21 protein-coding genes and 1 pseudogene are annotated in these 14,996 nt (G+C 42.3%); 12 read left to right on the forward strand and 10 right to left on the reverse strand.

The genetic code is table 11. The features are described 5' to 3' along the window. Positions 1 to 563: 563 nt before the first annotated feature. The 10 genes from KUH03_RS49540 to KUH03_RS33340 all read right to left on the reverse strand — a co-directional run bounded on the left by KUH03_RS49540 (position 564) and on the right by KUH03_RS33340 (position 6,548). Entirely contained in the window at positions 564 to 659 is a 96-nt protein-coding gene (locus KUH03_RS49540) for a hypothetical protein (protein WP_373564872.1), read from the reverse strand. Next, the gene (locus KUH03_RS33300; protein WP_257088603.1) at positions 632 to 1,357 is read right to left on the reverse strand and encodes a RagB/SusD family nutrient uptake outer membrane protein; all 726 of its coding nucleotides are present in this window, start codon (positions 1,355 to 1,357) and stop codon (positions 632 to 634) included. The genes KUH03_RS49540 and KUH03_RS33300 overlap by 28 nt, the downstream gene beginning before the upstream one ends. Positions 1,358 to 1,380: 23 nt before the next feature. Then, the gene (locus tag KUH03_RS33305) at positions 1,381 to 2,124 is read right to left on the reverse strand and encodes a RagB/SusD family nutrient uptake outer membrane protein (protein WP_257088604.1); all 744 of its coding nucleotides are present in this window, start codon (positions 2,122 to 2,124) and stop codon (positions 1,381 to 1,383) included. An 11-nt stretch (positions 2,125 to 2,135) separates the two neighbouring features. Next, positions 2,136 to 2,504: a hypothetical protein gene (locus KUH03_RS33310; RefSeq protein WP_257088605.1), complete on the reverse strand. Its 369-nt coding sequence runs from the start codon at positions 2,502 to 2,504 to the stop codon at positions 2,136 to 2,138. A 90-nt stretch (positions 2,505 to 2,594) separates the two neighbouring features. Continuing rightward, positions 2,595 to 4,040 carry a TonB-dependent receptor domain-containing protein gene (locus KUH03_RS33315; RefSeq protein ID WP_306429843.1) on the reverse strand — a complete coding sequence of 482 codons (1,446 nt, stop codon included), beginning with the start codon at positions 4,038 to 4,040 and terminating at the stop codon, positions 2,595 to 2,597. Next, complete coding sequence (locus KUH03_RS33320) at positions 3,974 to 4,288, reverse strand: hypothetical protein (RefSeq protein WP_257088606.1); 315 nt, start codon at positions 4,286 to 4,288, stop codon at positions 3,974 to 3,976. Before KUH03_RS33320 ends, KUH03_RS33315 begins: the two co-directional genes overlap by 67 nt. A 62-nt stretch (positions 4,289 to 4,350) precedes the next feature. Continuing rightward, a complete protein-coding gene (locus KUH03_RS33325; RefSeq protein ID WP_257097572.1) occupies positions 4,351 to 4,863 on the reverse strand; it encodes a TonB-dependent receptor plug domain-containing protein in 513 nt (170 codons plus the stop codon). Positions 4,864 to 4,915: 52 nt separating this feature from the next. Then, the gene (locus tag KUH03_RS33330; protein ID WP_257088607.1) at positions 4,916 to 5,251 is read right to left on the reverse strand and encodes a carboxypeptidase-like regulatory domain-containing protein; all 336 of its coding nucleotides are present in this window, start codon (positions 5,249 to 5,251) and stop codon (positions 4,916 to 4,918) included. A 419-nt stretch (positions 5,252 to 5,670) separates the two neighbouring features. After that, positions 5,671 to 5,886: an AraC family transcriptional regulator gene (locus KUH03_RS33335; protein WP_257097574.1), complete on the reverse strand. Its 216-nt coding sequence runs from the start codon at positions 5,884 to 5,886 to the stop codon at positions 5,671 to 5,673. Further along, positions 5,802 to 6,548: an AraC family transcriptional regulator gene (locus KUH03_RS33340; protein WP_257088608.1), complete on the reverse strand. Its 747-nt coding sequence runs from the start codon at positions 6,546 to 6,548 to the stop codon at positions 5,802 to 5,804. Before KUH03_RS33340 ends, KUH03_RS33335 begins: the two co-directional genes overlap by 85 nt. Positions 6,549 to 6,788: 240 nt before the next feature. Here KUH03_RS33340 and KUH03_RS33345 point away from each other — a divergent pair, with 240 nt between their 5' ends. The 12 genes and pseudogenes from KUH03_RS33345 (at position 6,789) to KUH03_RS33395 (ending at position 14,957) form a co-directional block, all read left to right on the forward strand. Next, a complete protein-coding gene (locus KUH03_RS33345; RefSeq protein ID WP_257088609.1) occupies positions 6,789 to 8,051 on the forward strand; it encodes a glycoside hydrolase family 2 protein in 1,263 nt (420 codons plus the stop codon). After that, entirely contained in the window at positions 8,048 to 8,422 is a 375-nt protein-coding gene (locus KUH03_RS33350; RefSeq protein ID WP_257088610.1) for a hypothetical protein, read from the forward strand. Before KUH03_RS33345 ends, KUH03_RS33350 begins: the two co-directional genes overlap by 4 nt. After that, a complete protein-coding gene (locus tag KUH03_RS33355) occupies positions 8,419 to 8,586 on the forward strand; it encodes a hypothetical protein (RefSeq protein WP_257088611.1) in 168 nt (55 codons plus the stop codon). The genes KUH03_RS33350 and KUH03_RS33355 overlap by 4 nt, the downstream gene beginning before the upstream one ends. Further along, on the forward strand, positions 8,564 to 8,773 hold the full coding sequence (locus tag KUH03_RS33360; protein WP_257088612.1) for a DUF4981 domain-containing protein: 210 nt from the start codon (positions 8,564 to 8,566) through the stop codon (positions 8,771 to 8,773). The genes KUH03_RS33355 and KUH03_RS33360 overlap by 23 nt, the downstream gene beginning before the upstream one ends. 2 nt (positions 8,774 to 8,775) lie before the next feature. Beyond that, the gene (locus KUH03_RS33365; protein WP_257088613.1) at positions 8,776 to 9,729 is read left to right on the forward strand and encodes a hypothetical protein; all 954 of its coding nucleotides are present in this window, start codon (positions 8,776 to 8,778) and stop codon (positions 9,727 to 9,729) included. A 10-nt stretch (positions 9,730 to 9,739) separates the two neighbouring features. Next, positions 9,740 to 10,588 carry a hypothetical protein gene (locus KUH03_RS47085; protein WP_306429238.1) on the forward strand — a complete coding sequence of 283 codons (849 nt, stop codon included), beginning with the start codon at positions 9,740 to 9,742 and terminating at the stop codon, positions 10,586 to 10,588. Between the two features lie 17 nt (positions 10,589 to 10,605). Beyond that, positions 10,606 to 11,370 (forward strand): hypothetical protein, encoded by a 765-nt coding sequence (locus KUH03_RS47090; RefSeq protein ID WP_306429239.1) that lies wholly within the window; start codon positions 10,606 to 10,608, stop codon positions 11,368 to 11,370. A 114-nt stretch (positions 11,371 to 11,484) separates the two neighbouring features. After that, entirely contained in the window at positions 11,485 to 12,099 is a 615-nt protein-coding gene (locus KUH03_RS33375) for an RraA family protein (RefSeq protein ID WP_257097576.1), read from the forward strand. Then, entirely contained in the window at positions 12,086 to 12,499 is a 414-nt protein-coding gene (locus KUH03_RS33380) for a sugar-binding domain-containing protein (protein WP_257088615.1), read from the forward strand. Before KUH03_RS33375 ends, KUH03_RS33380 begins: the two co-directional genes overlap by 14 nt. Positions 12,500 to 12,507: 8 nt before the next feature. Next, positions 12,508 to 12,930: a hypothetical protein gene (locus tag KUH03_RS33385; protein ID WP_257088617.1), complete on the forward strand. Its 423-nt coding sequence runs from the start codon at positions 12,508 to 12,510 to the stop codon at positions 12,928 to 12,930. Then, positions 12,912 to 13,849, forward strand: a pseudogene (locus KUH03_RS33390) (glycoside hydrolase family 2 TIM barrel-domain containing protein). The gene KUH03_RS33385 and the pseudogene KUH03_RS33390 overlap by 19 nt, the downstream one beginning before the upstream one ends. Then, positions 13,815 to 14,957, forward strand: a complete 1,143-nt coding sequence (locus KUH03_RS33395; RefSeq protein ID WP_257088619.1) for a hypothetical protein — start codon at positions 13,815 to 13,817, stop codon at positions 14,955 to 14,957. The pseudogene KUH03_RS33390 and the gene KUH03_RS33395 overlap by 35 nt, the downstream one beginning before the upstream one ends. The last annotated feature ends 39 nt before the right edge of the window (positions 14,958 to 14,996 follow it).

Genomic DNA, 14,996 nt, shown 5'->3' on the forward strand with positions numbered 1-14,996 from the left:
TTAGGAGCCTGTTATAACTGATTTATTGCGACTAAGGAAGCCTTAATATTAAAACTAATATAAAGTATATCTATAATAACTTTTGCTATCTTTTATGTTTTTTTAAAAACTTTTAAAAACTTTACTATTTGGCTTGCAAATCTATTTTTCCTTTTTATGCAAAATGATGGGCTAAATAAGTAATAAACGATGATTACCATGTTAGGGTAAATCTTTCGGTTTGTTTGCTGGTGGTGTAATTTTATTTTTCTAATGTTAATAAAATGTAATCTAATGGTGAGGAATGTAACAACATGTTGTCTGATTTTTAATGCAATTTGGATGATGGCCCAGTCCACCTCTTTTCATTAGAGGTAAATGTTGTTATGTATGTGGTATACAAAGAAAACTAAAAGAGAGAGGGTGAATGCAATGAAGACTACAAAATAAATTGGATGAAAACAACAATTCGAATTCAGAAATAAAAATGAGGAGGAAATATGGATTAAAGATCTGCTTTCTGTGGATGAAAGAGATGAATACAGTCCGATGTATATGCATGGGACTGTATTCTTTTAATAGGACTAGTAACCAGGATTCTGCTGATCTTTCATATTTGGTGCGTTGTCGATATCTTTCTGTGGAAAAGGCATCAAATAGTCTTTTTCTTTTCGGAATATTCTTTTTCTGTTGCTCCCTTGGTTTGCCCACCATTTAAGACGATGGATCTGTTGAGTACTTCCTCGGCGATTTTCCAGCGACGTATATCCGAATAGTATAGTCCTTCGCCTGCAAACTCTATCCTTCGTTCGTGACGGATACGCTCACGCATTTGTTCCTTGTTGAGTCCGGCTGGTAAGGCTGGCATCTTAACGGATGGCCTTGCACGTACCTGATTGACGGCTGCGTAGACTTCCGCCGTTGGACCAGATAGTTCATTCAACGCTTCGGCGTACATCAAGAGGATATCGGCATAACGAATGACAATACCGTTAATCTGAGAAAGACCGGTTCCTCCAATGGCGTTAGAAAGGCTCGTGTTGTTGTCATATATGGTATACTTTTTATAACTATATCCTGTATAAACACCAGCCCAGCCGTCTTCGGTGACAGGATAAGGAACAGAGTTGTATAATACACCTTTTCTGAATATTGTCTGATCAAGCCTTGGATCTCTGTTATTATTCGGATCTTTGGGGTCTACAATAGGATTACTAGCGCTGTATTTACTACCATCTTTCATCTCGTATTCGTCAACAAGATCTTGTGTTGGCTCTATTGAACTCCAGCCAGGGGCATTTGTAGGAGCATAAATGCCTAAGTAAATATCCCAGCTTGTAGGAAACCTAGGCTGTAGAAATTGGACATCGAAGATCACTTCGCTATTGTTTTCATTCGCTTCTAAAAAAGCCCACGATAATTTGGAAACAATTGATATCCTAATTTCATCACTTCGGAGGCCGATTTTACAGCATCATTCCATTTATTTTGGTAAAGATTGATCCGTGTTAATAAACCATAAGCTGATCCTTTTGTTACCCTTCCTTTTTCTGCTGGTTCTACAGGTAGGAGTCCCGCAGCAGTAGTCAGATCTTTTTCTACCTGTGCGTAAACTTCTTCCTTAGTGCTTTTCTTTGCGTTGATCTGCTCAATGTTAGGAGAATCCAACACGAGAATAACTCCGCCCCAATAGTTTACAAGTAGGGAATAGTAATATGCTCTTAAAAAATATGCTTCACCCTTCATGACGGCTTTTCGCTCTTCGTTCATCTGAATTTTATCGATGTTTGCCAAAAAGTTGTTTGTTGCGGATATACCACCATAAGCACCGGTATAAACTCCACCCATACCACCTAGACTAGTGGGCGTTTGTGCACTGAGCGAAATATTCTTCCATCCTTCCCAGGGGTAATTGCTATAGGCATTTGGTGTCAATACATCCAGATAGGGAAGTACTTCGGTCGTGACGTCCCAAAGTGCCGAATAACAGCCAATATTGGCTGCTTTGGCATCTTCCTCTGTTTTCCAAAAGACTCCAGGAGAGACCGAGTCCTGTGGCAGCTTATTCAGAAAGTCTTTTTTACAGGAAATAGCGAATAGGGATAGTACCGCTAGTCCAACCGTGATATATTTTGTTTTAATCATGAGATACTTTTTTATATTAAAATTTTAAGTTCAAACCTGCACTGATAATCCGAACATTTGGATATTGAGCTGGGGAAGAATTTGCGAGATCGCGCCGGATCCAGCCCTTCAAACTTGGTAAATGTAAACGCATTCTGTGCATCAATATAGACACGTAAACCTGCAATCTTGAGTTTAGCAAGTATATCGGCAGGGAGAGAGTAGCCTATTTGGATATTTTTAATGCGTAAAAATGATGCATCTTGCAGCCAAAAGCTGTTGTCTGCGTAATTCTGGCTATTTGAAGCACTGTATTGTACTAACCTAGGTAGTTTAGCATTCGGGTTTTCTGGTGTCCATGTGTTCCCAGATTCCCATCTTTTGGCTACACACCGCCCCATTTAAGAAAGGAAAAAATAATTCACTTCCAACATAGGATTCTACATCGGAAACGCCTTGTAAATTAACACGTAGATCAATTCCTTTGTAAGCTAAATTGATGTTGGCTCCGTAGGTCCAGGTTGGAATAGGCTTACCCACAATTTGTCGGTCATAGGCATCAATGATACCATCCGGTTTCCCTCGGGGCCACTGAAATCTTCAAATTTGATATCTCCCGGCTGGGTAGGGACTGCATTCTGTTTGGCGCTTTCATCTACTTCTTTTTGAGATTGGAATATACCGAGGGATTTCCACATATAAAAAGCGTTGATAGGCTCACCTTGAAGCAAAGCGTTACGCCCTTTCTGTGGATCCGGGATATAATCGATTTTGTTTTTCACATGAGTTAGGTTGAAACCTGCATTAATATCCAATTCTCCAATTTTGTGCTGATAATTAGCAGATAGTTCCCAGCCTTTATTGCTAACAGTGGCAAGATTACGGAAAGGAGCATTGCGAATACCAATAAAATCTGGAAGTTGTATTTGGCGTAAAATTCCTTCACGTTTATCAGTGAAGTAATCAAAAGTGACATTGAGCTTCCGTTTGAGGATTGTGGCGTCAAACCCAATATTACGTTTTGTCCCAACTTCCCATTTAATGTTTTCATCTACAATCGACATTTGCGCGATACCGGTCGCAATATTATCGTTGATCGGATAGAAGCGGGCAAAGGCTAATGTCGGTATATAGGCATAAAGGTCACGTTGGTCATTGAATCCCATGCGATCATTTCCAGATCTACCCAATGAGCCGCGGATCTTCAGCTCATCAAAGAAGGTTTGATCTTTCATGAAATTTTCTTGTGTAACGCGCCAGCCAACGGAAAGCGACGGGAAAAATCCCCATCTATTTTTGGGTGAAAAGCGAGAAGAACCGTCATAACGTGCTATCCCCTCGAATAGATACTTCTCCCGGAAGGCGTAGTTAAGCCGACCAATATAGGAGCGAAGGGCCCATCCATAGGTGGTCCCATTTGTGAGGGGAGTGGTCAGACCGGCATTAAGCTCCGATAGGGAGTTGTTGACAAATCCCATAATGGAACCAGACAGGCTGCGATATTCCTCTTCCTCCTGACTATAGATACCTGCTAAAGTGAAATCGTGGTCTTTTGCGATAGTCTTATTGTAGGTCAAACTACTAAACAACGTTTTGTAAAGCGTTTTGTCCCAACTATTGCTGGCATTGGGCCCCGATGCATTCATTGTGGAAGTAGCCGTATTGGTTTTTGGGTTGTAAACTAGGGTTTTGGGAACAAATAGCTGATTGTCATTGGTCGAATAGTTTATCCCTGCTGTCACATTGAATTTAAGTCCTTCGAGAAGTTTGTAATTTAAGAATACGTTGGTATTGATATTGCCATAAGCACTGTTGTTTTTTCCTTCATTGACCATCGCCAAAGGATTTCTAAATTGTGCATTGATGGAATTTACCCAAGTAGAAGCATATTCACCTGTGGACGTATAGGTGCCATAATAAGGCAGTGTGCGATACAGCTCTGTAAATAAATTTCCTGAACCATTAAAGGACTCTTTGCGGTTTTGATATCGAACCCCGAACGCAAACCTATATCCAATCTTTCATTGACTTTAGTATCAATATTAGTTCTTAAATTATAGAGTTTGGCATTCCCATTTTGAACAATACCGTCTTGATTGATATAACCTAATGAAACATTGAACTGTGTGTTACCTTCGCCACCAGAAATACCAAGTTGATTGGTCTGTATCATCGCATTGCGCATAATAACATCGAGCCAATCTGTATTGGGATAGATAATTGGATCTTTACCGTTCTTATATTCGTTTATCGTAGCCTCACTAAAAACTTTGGAGCTCCTTGGTTGACGAGCGCTTGGTTGTAAAGGTTCATGTAATCCACGGAATTAGTAATCATTTCCGGTAGTTTTGTTGCTGTCTGTGTACCATAAGAGGTGGAGAAGTCTATTTTTACTTTTCCTTTTGCTCCTCTTTTGGTTTGCACCAAAATGACACCATTTGCTGCTCTAGAGCCATAAATTGCTGCTGAAGCATCTTTTAAAACAGATATGGACTCAATGTCATTTGCGTTTAATGCACCAAGGGAACCCACAATTCCATCAATGATAACCAATGCATCACTCGTTCCTATTGTACCAATTCCGCGCACGCGAATGCTGGCACCATCACGACCAGGCTGGCCAGATTGCTGATTGACCCATACTCCCGGTACTTGGCCAGAGAGGGCTTGACTTGCATTTGTAATGGGCCTGTTGGAGACAGCATCACCTTTCATTACACTGACGGAACCCGTAAGTGTCGCTTTCTTTGTGTTCCAAATCCAACAACAACGGTTTCTTCGAGCATGTGTACATCCGAATCTAAGCTTATCATCAAGCTGGAAGAATTTTTGTTAGTTGAATTTCCTTTGATAGGTAACCAATAAAACTAGCGACTAGGATGCGATTTTCAGCGGCAACAATTGTAAACTTACCAGCAGCATCGGTAGTAGCTACTGTGGAAGTTCCTTTTACACTGATGTTTACCCCAGTGATGGGTTTGCCATCCGAATCAACTACTGTCCCAGAAATGGTTTTTTCCTGCAAATCCAGCGTAGCATTTGTCAAGGCGTAATGGAGCATACTTGCTTTCGTAAAAGATACATTTCCTAACAAAAGTAAGAAGGCTGTCATGCCACCTAGAAAGTCAACGTTGAGCTTTCTTTTCATGTATTAAAATTTAGTTTATAAAAAGTTTTGTAAATTTTACAGCTGAGAAGAATTACCTATTTATTTGAATATTAATATGATGTGTTTTTCTATATATAGGTGATGCTTCTATTCATTGGTCTATAGCCTTCTGTCTTTTGGGACAAATCCTGCTAATTATTTGTATTGTAAAATTAATGTGGCAGCAAATGGATAACCAACACTATTCTGTCTGTTATTGGAATTATTCTACCCTTATTTCGATTGATAGTGGTAGAAAAGTAATGTTTTGAAGATGGATGACCAGTGCTGATGTAAAAAAGGAAATTAGGTCATGTAGGACTAACCAGAAAAGAAAAAACCACTTTAATGTTGATTACATAGTGGTTTAAAGGACAAGAAATAATCGGATTTTCTGTAAGAAGTGGTCAATTGAGATACTATAAATCCATCTCTTTTCGAAACTCCCGTGGTGTCTTGTTCATAATGGACTTAAAGAACTTATTAAAATTCGTCAGGTTTTGATAGCCACATTCGTAACAGATCTCCGAAATGCTCAGTGTACGGTCCATCAGTAATTTGCAAGCATGACCAATCCGCATCTCATTGACAAATCGTGAAAAAGGCTTTTGGGTATGGCGTTTAAAAAGCGGCAGAAAGCATTTGGGGTCATATTGAGCATGTCGCTGGCAACCTGTAGATTAACATCTTCTTTAAAATTGCTCATGACATAGAGGTAGACCTTATTGATACGTTGGGTCTCCTGTTCACTAAATGTGGGTCGATAACCTTCAGAAGCGAGGCTTTCAAATTCATCTGTTTCCTGTAGCAATTGGATAAGGTTGAGGAATTCTATGATTTTAGGAAATCCTTCTTTATCACTGAGTTTTGCCAATAAGACCTGTGCCTTATCAAGTGTTTCACCATAAAAACGAAGTCCACGTTGCGCCTTGCGGATAAATTGCTGCATGGCCTGGATGGTTTGATGTTCGTCGGTCAGGCGAAGTAAAAAATCTGCCGGAAAATAGACAACGATGGCGCGGGCACGCAACTGATTGCTCGCCTGCAGAAATAAGTCGTCGTTGCGCCAAATATGCGGGATATTGGGGCCCATCAAGACCAGGTCTCCTTGTGTAAAGGTCGCTACATTGTTGCCCACAATGCGCTTGCCGAAACTTTCCAATATCAGCACCAGTTCACAGAGCTCGTGAAAGTGCAGTGGATTGCTTAAAAATTCCTGATCGACCAATTTGACATGGATTGTCTTTTCGCTGGGTGGCGTAAGCTCTATAAATTGAGGTTTGGATAATTTGTTCATACATAGCTAAATTGGTTGCTACAAAAATACTGTATTTGTTATTATATCAAACAATATTCACTTAATAATATTTTAAATGTTACTATTTGGGTATAAATAGTTTTATTTTTTTGTATAACCAGTTGTAGTATTGCGATACGAGAGCATTTATCTTTGGCAAAGAATGTAACAACGTCGTATTGCGTTTGAATCGGGTGGAATTACAACCTATTATGATATGAAAAAACTAAAAAAATGGTATTGTTGGCCTTGTTGGGGGTAATGGGGAGTTTGGCAATGGCGCAGCAGGCAGCTTATCAGTTGCCGGCCAAAGTGACTGGTCTGAAAGCTCCTGTACTATCCTTAAATGGCCAATGGAATTTCAAATTTGACCGTAGTTCGAACTGGGAAAATATTCAGGTTCCCGGGGAAGCTGTCATGCAGGGCTATGGTATTCAACACGACCAATCATTTTTTTATAGACGCAAATTTTTAGTACCCAGTCAGTATAAGGGCAAAAAGACGATTATCCGTTTTGATGGTGTATATAGCTTTGCCAAACTGAGCATCAATGGTAAAGCGGTGACAAGCCATCATGGTGGATTTACACGTTGGGAAGTAGATATTACACCCTATGTGATCTTCGGAAAGCAAAATGAAATCGAGCTGGAAGTACAGGATCAACTGGATGATATTTCGTACGCATCTGGTTATGCACATCATCCGGTAGGTGGAATCTTACGGGATGTTACCCTATTTGCAACTGCTACACATCCTGTGACCGACTTTAACCTTGAAACAGCCTTTGATACGTCATATACAGACGCTCAGCTAAAATTGGATTTTGGCGGTTTTGCGGCCAAAGGAGCTACGATTAAGTATACATTGACTGATCCAAACGGCAAAAGTACTGTCTTGGATAATCCTGAAAAACCAATTGTAGATGGTGCCAACAGCCATGTGTTGCGTGTAGCTGCACCACTAAAATGGGATGCCGAACATCCAAATCTTTATCGGTTGGATGTGGAAGTGAAAGAGCAGGGGAGCGCTACGTATGCCTTTCATAAATCGGTCGGTTTCCGCGAAGTACAAGTGGTCAAAGATCAGCTTATGGTAAACGGCAAACCTGTAAAGCTACGTGGAGCCAATCGGCACGATATGCACCCGACCTTAGGACGCAGTGCTTCGGCTTACTATGATAGCCTAGACGTTCAATTGTTTAAAGAAGCAAATATCAATTTCGTTCGTACTTCGCACTATCCACCTACGGAGCGTTTCGTCGAATATTGCAACCAATACGGTATTTATGTGGAAGTAGAGACTGCGATCTGTTTTGTGGATACGTATAGACAAAAAAACTATGCCCCGGGCAACTCGCAAAATGATCCGAAAAAGACGGACCAATACTTGAGCCAATCGCGCGAGATGGTCAATACCTTTAAAAGCCATCCCGCTGTGCTATTCTGGTCCATTGGAAATGAATCAATCTATGGCGATAATTTTAAAAAAGCCACGATTTTGTGAAACAGGCGGATCCCACAAGGCCTATCATCTGGAGTTATCCGGGCTCGCAAACCACCGAACCTAAGATTTATGAAATCCTGAGCATGCACTATCAGGACGTGTATGGTAACTTGACACAGTATGGCAAGACTACGCGTAACTTTGAGGGACATGGCATCCCAGCTTTATTTGATGAATGGGCTCATCCGGCATGTTATACGTATAAAACCTTACAGGATGATCCGAATATCCGTGAATTTTGGGGTATCTCCATGGACATGATGTGGGGTGGGTTGTTTCCGAAGCAAGGCGGGCTTGGCGGTGCAATATGGGGCTATGTGGATGAGACATTTATGATTCCACAGCAGCTGAAGAAGGGAACTGCTTTTTGAAGGAATTTTCCCGTACCGCCAAACCTGAAGATTTTCAGGGACAGGCGGTAGGCTACGGTGAATGGGGATCGTCGATGTCTGGCGGCGCAAGAAACCTGAATTTTGGTCAACAAAAAAGCGCAGTCTCCTGTATTAGTCACGTTGAAAGGAAAGATAATACCTGATTTTGCTCGCTTTCAGCCACTGGCGATCCCCGTATACAATCGATTTGATCATACTTCGCTCCAGGAAGTTAAACTGCAATACACCTATGAGGGGAAGACCTATACATTGGCATTACCCGATATTGCTCCGCATGAGAAAGGATATATTCAGCTACCGGGTTTAGCCTGGCAACAGGGGAGCAACTGACTTTGCGCTTTGTGGATAGCAAAGGGATGCTGCTGGATAGCTACCGTTATTTCTTGGGTGAGCATCAGGTCAGAATACCTGAATCGACTCAAAATGGAGGTCTACAACTTGTTGAAGAGCCTAATCGTTACCTGATCACGGGAAGGAATTTCACCTTTCCGGTTTCAAAAATAACAGGCTTGATCGAAAATGCGCTGATCGATGGTAAAGTGGTGATCCAAAAAGGTCCTTTCTTAAATATGGACATCAACCTCAACCACCTGACCGGTGCAGAAGTACGCAAAAGTGCAAGCAAATACCTGCTCGAAGATAAAAATTGGCAATTGAACAAATTGGATGTACGCATCAAAGACAATTTGGCCCTGGTATCGATTGTGGGAAAAAATGGCAGTTTATCCATTCAGTTTGATCTGACTATCGATGGTAAAGGAGAAATGAAGACTTTATACCATACCCAGGGTGAGCCCAATGGCTACCTGCGTGAAATTGGACTAAAGTATTATCTCAGCAATGAACTCGATCGTATTACCTGGAGCAGAAATGGTTATTGGAACGATTATCCCCAAGAATCATTTGCGGGTAATGAAGGAACAGCAAGCTTGTCTTATGTAGATAAGACGCCATACGGTCAAGAACCCAAACAGTCGTGGTACATGGATACGCACAACTATTACTATTGGGCCGATAAAGGAGCGCGTAGTCAGCATCCACTAACACAGCAGGCGAAGGGAATGAAAGAGAATATATACTACTACGCTATGGGTAGTGGCACAAAGAACCTGATGCATGTGGTTTCTCCGCAAGCAGACAATGCTTGCCGTATGGATCGCCTGGAAAATGAGCAACTGGTTTTGTATGTAAACAACAAATGGGATTATCCTGAAATTGCTTGGGGCAATTATTGCAAGACCTTGGAAGCTTCACCCTGTCAGGGATCTATCACATTAAAATTCTAATGATATCACTATGTTTGCTTGGATTGATCAAATCATTTATCTGCTGTATTTTATTGTTGTCGGCGGCTATGGCTATTACATTTATCGACGTAAACACAGTTCGGGTTCACTAACGCACGACTATTTTCTGGCGGAAGGTTCCTTAAGCTGGTGGGCAATCGGGGCTTCTATTATTGCTTCGAATATCTCTGCAGAGCAATTTATAGGGATGTCGGGGGCGGGTTTTGCACTGGGACTGGCCATTGCATCCTATGAATGGATGGCTGCTATCGGACTAATTATTGTGGCGGTCGTGTTTTTACCCATTTATCTGAAGAATAAGATTTTTACCATGCCTGGGTTTCTGCGTAAGCGTTTCGATCCACGGGTGAGTATGGTGATGGCTGTATTCTGGGTCTTGGTCTATGTCTTTGTCAATTTGACCTCGATACTTTATCTGGGTGGTTTGGCCATTCAGTCCATTGCGGGGATTCCCATGTTTGTAGCTGTTTGGCTGTTGGCGGTATTGGCCTTGATTATCGCTTTAGGCGGGATGAAGGTGATTGGTTATACTGATGTGATTCAGGTTGTGTTATTGATTATTGGTGGACTTACGACAACTTATATTGCCTTGAATCTCGTGGCGCATACAAAGGGCATGGGACATTGGCTGGACGGACTCCTTATCTTGAAAACGGAGGTGCCACAGCATTTTCATCTTTTTATCGAAAAAGGACAGATGATAAAACCCGATGGTACCGATGCTTATATGGATCTGCCCGGATGGTCGGTTCTATTGGGCGGCATGTGGGTGATCAATCTATCGTATTGGGGATGTAATCAATATATTACCCAGCGTGCACTGGGAGCCAAAATTTAAAAACAGCCCAAAATGGGATGTTGTTTGCAGCCGTTATGAAGCTGTTTATGCCCTTGATTGTAGTGCTGCCCGGCATTGCTGCATACTATTTATACAACGAAGGTTCTAACCTAAATTTTGCACAAGGTATGCTTGAGGGGAGTACGGTGAAGCCGGACAAAGCTTATCCGCTGCTACTCTCGATTTTACCGACGGGCTTCAAAGGATTGGCTTTTGCAGCTTTAACGGCTGCTATCGTGGCCTCACTGGCTGGAAAGGTTAATAGTATAGCAACGATTGTGTCTTTGGATATTTATAAGAATATAAAAGGCGATGCCGTGAGCGATACAGCTTTGGTGAAGCTGGGCAAAGTAACTGTACTGATCGCCTTGGTCATTGGTGCTTCCTTGGCTCCGCTATTGCAGCATCTGGATCAGGGCTTTCAGTTTATTCAGGAATTTACAGGTTTTATCACACCAGGCGTATTGGCGATTTTTCTGATGGGTATCTTTACAACGTGGACAACACCTAACGCAGCCTTTGCTGGCGCCATTGCTACATTTGCCTATTCTTTGCTTTTTAAAAATTTCTGGTTAGATGAAAGCCCCTTTATGAATCGGATTCTTGTGGTGTTTATATGTACGGTGGCAACAATGGTATTGGTGAGCCTGCTGGGCAATCGAAACTATCGTAATGATACAGTAATCGTGAATAGAACTCTTTTTGTGACCTCCAGTGGTTTCAAATTAGTGAGTTTATTCATCCTGGGCGTATTGGTAGCCCTGTATGTCTTTTTGTGGTAACATGATTTAATTTATATAAAAAATGAAAGAAAACTATCTGGTGGAATGGGCAAATGATGCGGAGCTCTTTGAGCTGATCCGTAAGGAACTTTTACAGCTGTCATTGGGGATGTGATGGACAAAATGGGATTGTTTCATCAATTTCTACCACCGAATATAAGACCGTTAAAATCCGATCTGTTTTTAATAGGCAGAGCAATGACGGTATTGGAGGCCGATGTCTGCGGGAATGCTGAGGAGCAATCGAAAAATCCGGTGCTGTCAAAAGCATTTGGTTTTATGCTTGAAGCCTTGGATGATTTAGGCCCGGGAGAAATTTATATTTGCAGTGGCTCCTCACCAGACTATGCACTTTGGGGTGAAATTATGAGTGCAAGAGCAAAAGCATTGGGTGCGCATGGGGCGATAGTCAATGGTTACTCAAGAGACACCGTCGGGATCTTGGCGTTGGATTTTCCTTGTTTTTCCATGGGCTGTTATGCGCAGGACCAGGCACCGCGCGGAAAGGTGATAGACTGGCGCGTGCCAATCCGTTTTGGGAATGTCCTGATCAAAGATGGCGATATGTTGATCGGCGACATTGATGGAGTCTGCGTAGTTCCACGTGCACATGAACAGGAGGTTTTCGCTCGGGCATTCGAGAAAGCGAGAGCAGAAAAAGTAGTATTAAACAAAGTGATGGAAGGCATGGCTGCCAAAGAAGCATTTGAAAAATATGGAATTATGTAAGTTCAAATTATCCAAAGGAAGCTGGTTGGTTCTACTGTTGACCTGTTCCAGCTTAGGAAATCTATCTGCGCAACAAGGTGGACAATTTTTGACGCCATTGCCTGATCAATTGTCCACGACTACAACCAGTCGCATTCTTTTGAATGGACAATGGAATTTTAGAGTGGCCGACGCTAAACCCGTGGCCATTCAGGTACCGGGAGAATGGGAAATGCAAGGCCAGCATGTCGCTGCGGGTGAGACGGCAGTGTATGAACGTTCATTTGATATGCCCGACGATTGGGAAGGTAATCCGGTATATATTCGCTTTGACGGGGTCAGTTCGCATGCGCTTGTGAAAGTTAACGATCAGTTGGTTGGTGAACATGAAGGGGATTTGTTGCTTTTCAGGTCGACCTGACCGGAAAAGTGAAGAAGGGTAAAAATAAACTGACTGTAGAAATTCAGGCAAACACCATCAGTGATATTCTCTCCTGTGTTTCTCAATATGCGGCACATACCGTGGGTGGAATTCTGCGCAAAGCGACTTTGTTTACCCTGCCTAAGGTGCATATTTCGGATGCACAGGCCGTAACAGATTTCGATTCAAAATATGTCCATGCAATGCTTAAACTTGCTGGTCTGGTGCAAAATGGCTCGAACCAGAAGCAGCAGGTCCAATTGCGCTACGTACTCCGAGATGCCGACGGCAAAACGGTGCTTCAAAAATCCTCCGACAAGATTCAGCTTGGCGTAGGGAGCCATAAACAGATCGAAAGTCTATTAGTGGTAAAAAACCGAAACAATGGTCGGCCGAGACACCTTACCTCTATGTGTTGGAAACGGCATTGATTGTGGATGGTAAGGCGATACAGAGCAATAAACAAAAGGTCGGATTCCGTGAAATTGAAGTCGTCAAAAATCAGCTGATGGTGAATGGTAAACCGGTCAAGTTGAGAGGGGTGAATAGGCATGCTGTACATCCATTGAACGGGAGGGCTTCAAATCCAGAAATAGATCGACAGGATGTGCTTTTATTCAAACAGGCGAATGTCAATTATATTCGCACGTCGCACTACCCTCCATCAGAGGAATTTTTGAATGCAGCAGACGAATTGGGTATGTATGTGGAGAGCGAGGCCGCTTTGAGCTGGATCCAGCATCATGCCTCACCAATCTGGCGCAAATGGGATTATAAAGACAAGCGTTTCTTGCCTGTCCTACTTGGCGCAAATATCGATAATGTGCTGAGCAACCGCAATCATCCTCGGTATTATTTTGGTCTCTGGGCAATGAATCGCATTGGAGCCCCTTATGGGCCGAGGTTAATTCGCGTATAAAAGCCTTGGATCCAACGCGCCCGACGAGTTTCCATGATCAGACCTGGGGTGGATTTAACAATGGCGGAAGCAAAGCGGATATCGCCAATTACCACTATCCCGGTATTAACGGACCTAAGGCAACAGATACCATGACAAGACCGACTTTATTTGGTGAATACGCCCATTTGTCTACCTATAATAGACGTGAATTATTGACCGATCCTGGTATTCGTGAGGCTTATAATGCACCTTTGGTAACTTTTGTAGATTCTATCTATAAGCATTCAGCCAACTTGGGGGTGCGATATGGAGTGGTATTGATGATACTTTTCACCTCCCAGATGGACGTATTGTGGGTTATGGGCCTTGGGGCCAATCGATGGATGGCGCAGACCGAAACCGGAGTACTTTGGCATGAAAAAGGCTTATTCGCCCATCAAAATCGGTAAACCGGTTACTAAAGGTAGTAAAGTCGTTATCGAAATTGAAAATAGGTATGATTTTCTTTCACTTGATCAAATTAAATTTGTAGCCATTGTCGATGGAAAACAATTTCCGTTCAAAGCTGCTATCGGACCTCGTAAAGGTGGACAGGTAACCTTGCCAATTCCAAGCGGGTACAACGCATTGCAGATTATTGCAACAGATAATCAAGGCAATGAGGTCGAAAATGAGCTGTTTCAGAAAGGCCGAAAAAATCAAGAACAGTTTTTGGAGACAGCGTTACAACTGAAACAAGATTCAGCGTATATTTATGTAAAACAAGGAAATCTGGATTATACATTTAGCAGAACCTATGGTAAACTGCTTGCTGTGCGCAAAAATGGTGAACTGATTCTGACGAAGGGACCGGCCGTAGCGCTCATCGAAGCAAATGCGGAAGATGGCGGTAAGCCAAATGTTGCTGGAGAGACGTATCAAAATAACATTGCGCCATTGAAGCAGTACGAGCAGTATACTTTATTTGCGGATGCTATAGAAGCCAGTCAGACAGGAGACAGTATAAGTGTTCGCATGGACCTGCGGTATCAGAATGGCACAGGAAAACAAAAATTTGTTTTCCTTAAGAACGGTCTTCTGCGTGTAGAATACGAAATGTTTTATCAAAGGGAGCAGGAAATAGATCTTTATCAGGCCGGTCTGATGCTAGAATTACCTTTATCCTACGATAAATTGGCTTGGTCACGAAAGGGATCATTTTCCACTTATCCTGCCAATCATATCGGACGCAATGAAGGCGAGGCTGTATTGCATGCCGTACCGTTGTATGAAGTAGAAGAGCATGGTAAGCCACAGGCAAAAGATTGGAAAGATGATGCCAATATATTGGGATCGAACGACTTTAGGTCGACCAAAGGAAATATTTACTGGGCTAGCTTGCGTAGCCCTGCGGCAACGGTAAAGGTGTTGTCGAATGGCCAGCAGCATGCGCGGGCCTGGAAACAGGATCAGCAGATACAATGGTTGATAGCAGATTATTCGAATAATGGCTCGGAGCCTTTTTATGGATCACCGCACAGCTACGGGCGTAAAAAGCTAAAAAAGGCGATAAGTTAAGTGGACAGATTATTCTTAAGATAAATTAAAATAGTAGAA

The sequence above is a fragment of the Sphingobacterium sp. E70 genome (assembly GCF_019285695.1).
GTDB classification, from domain to species: Bacteria; Bacteroidota; Bacteroidia; order Sphingobacteriales; family Sphingobacteriaceae; genus Sphingobacterium; species Sphingobacterium detergens.

What these genes read in the sequence shown, in the direction of transcription:
- KUH03_RS33305 (WP_257088604.1), bottom strand. Translation starts at nt 2,124, where the DNA reads ATGATTAAAACAAAATATATCACGGTTGGACTAGCGGTACTATCCCTA.
- KUH03_RS33310 (WP_257088605.1), bottom strand. Translation starts at nt 2,504, where the DNA reads ATGGGGCGGTGTGTAGCCAAAAGATGGGAATCTGGGAACACATGGACA.
- KUH03_RS33320 (WP_257088606.1), bottom strand. Translation starts at nt 4,288, where the DNA reads ATGCGCAATGCGATGATACAGACCAATCAACTTGGTATTTCTGGTGGC.
- KUH03_RS33330 (WP_257088607.1), bottom strand. Translation starts at nt 5,251, where the DNA reads ATGAAAAGAAAGCTCAACGTTGACTTTCTAGGTGGCATGACAGCCTTC.
- KUH03_RS33340 (WP_257088608.1), bottom strand. Translation starts at nt 6,548, where the DNA reads ATGAACAAATTATCCAAACCTCAATTTATAGAGCTTACGCCACCCAGC.
- KUH03_RS47085 (WP_306429238.1), top strand. Translation starts at nt 9,740, where the DNA reads ATGTTTGCTTGGATTGATCAAATCATTTATCTGCTGTATTTTATTGTT.
- KUH03_RS47090 (WP_306429239.1), top strand. Translation starts at nt 10,606, where the DNA reads ATGTTGTTTGCAGCCGTTATGAAGCTGTTTATGCCCTTGATTGTAGTG.
- KUH03_RS33375 (WP_257097576.1), top strand. Translation starts at nt 11,485, where the DNA reads ATGGACAAAATGGGATTGTTTCATCAATTTCTACCACCGAATATAAGA.
- KUH03_RS33380 (WP_257088615.1), top strand. Translation starts at nt 12,086, where the DNA reads ATGGAATTATGTAAGTTCAAATTATCCAAAGGAAGCTGGTTGGTTCTA.
- KUH03_RS33395 (WP_257088619.1), top strand. Translation starts at nt 13,815, where the DNA reads ATGAAAAAGGCTTATTCGCCCATCAAAATCGGTAAACCGGTTACTAAA.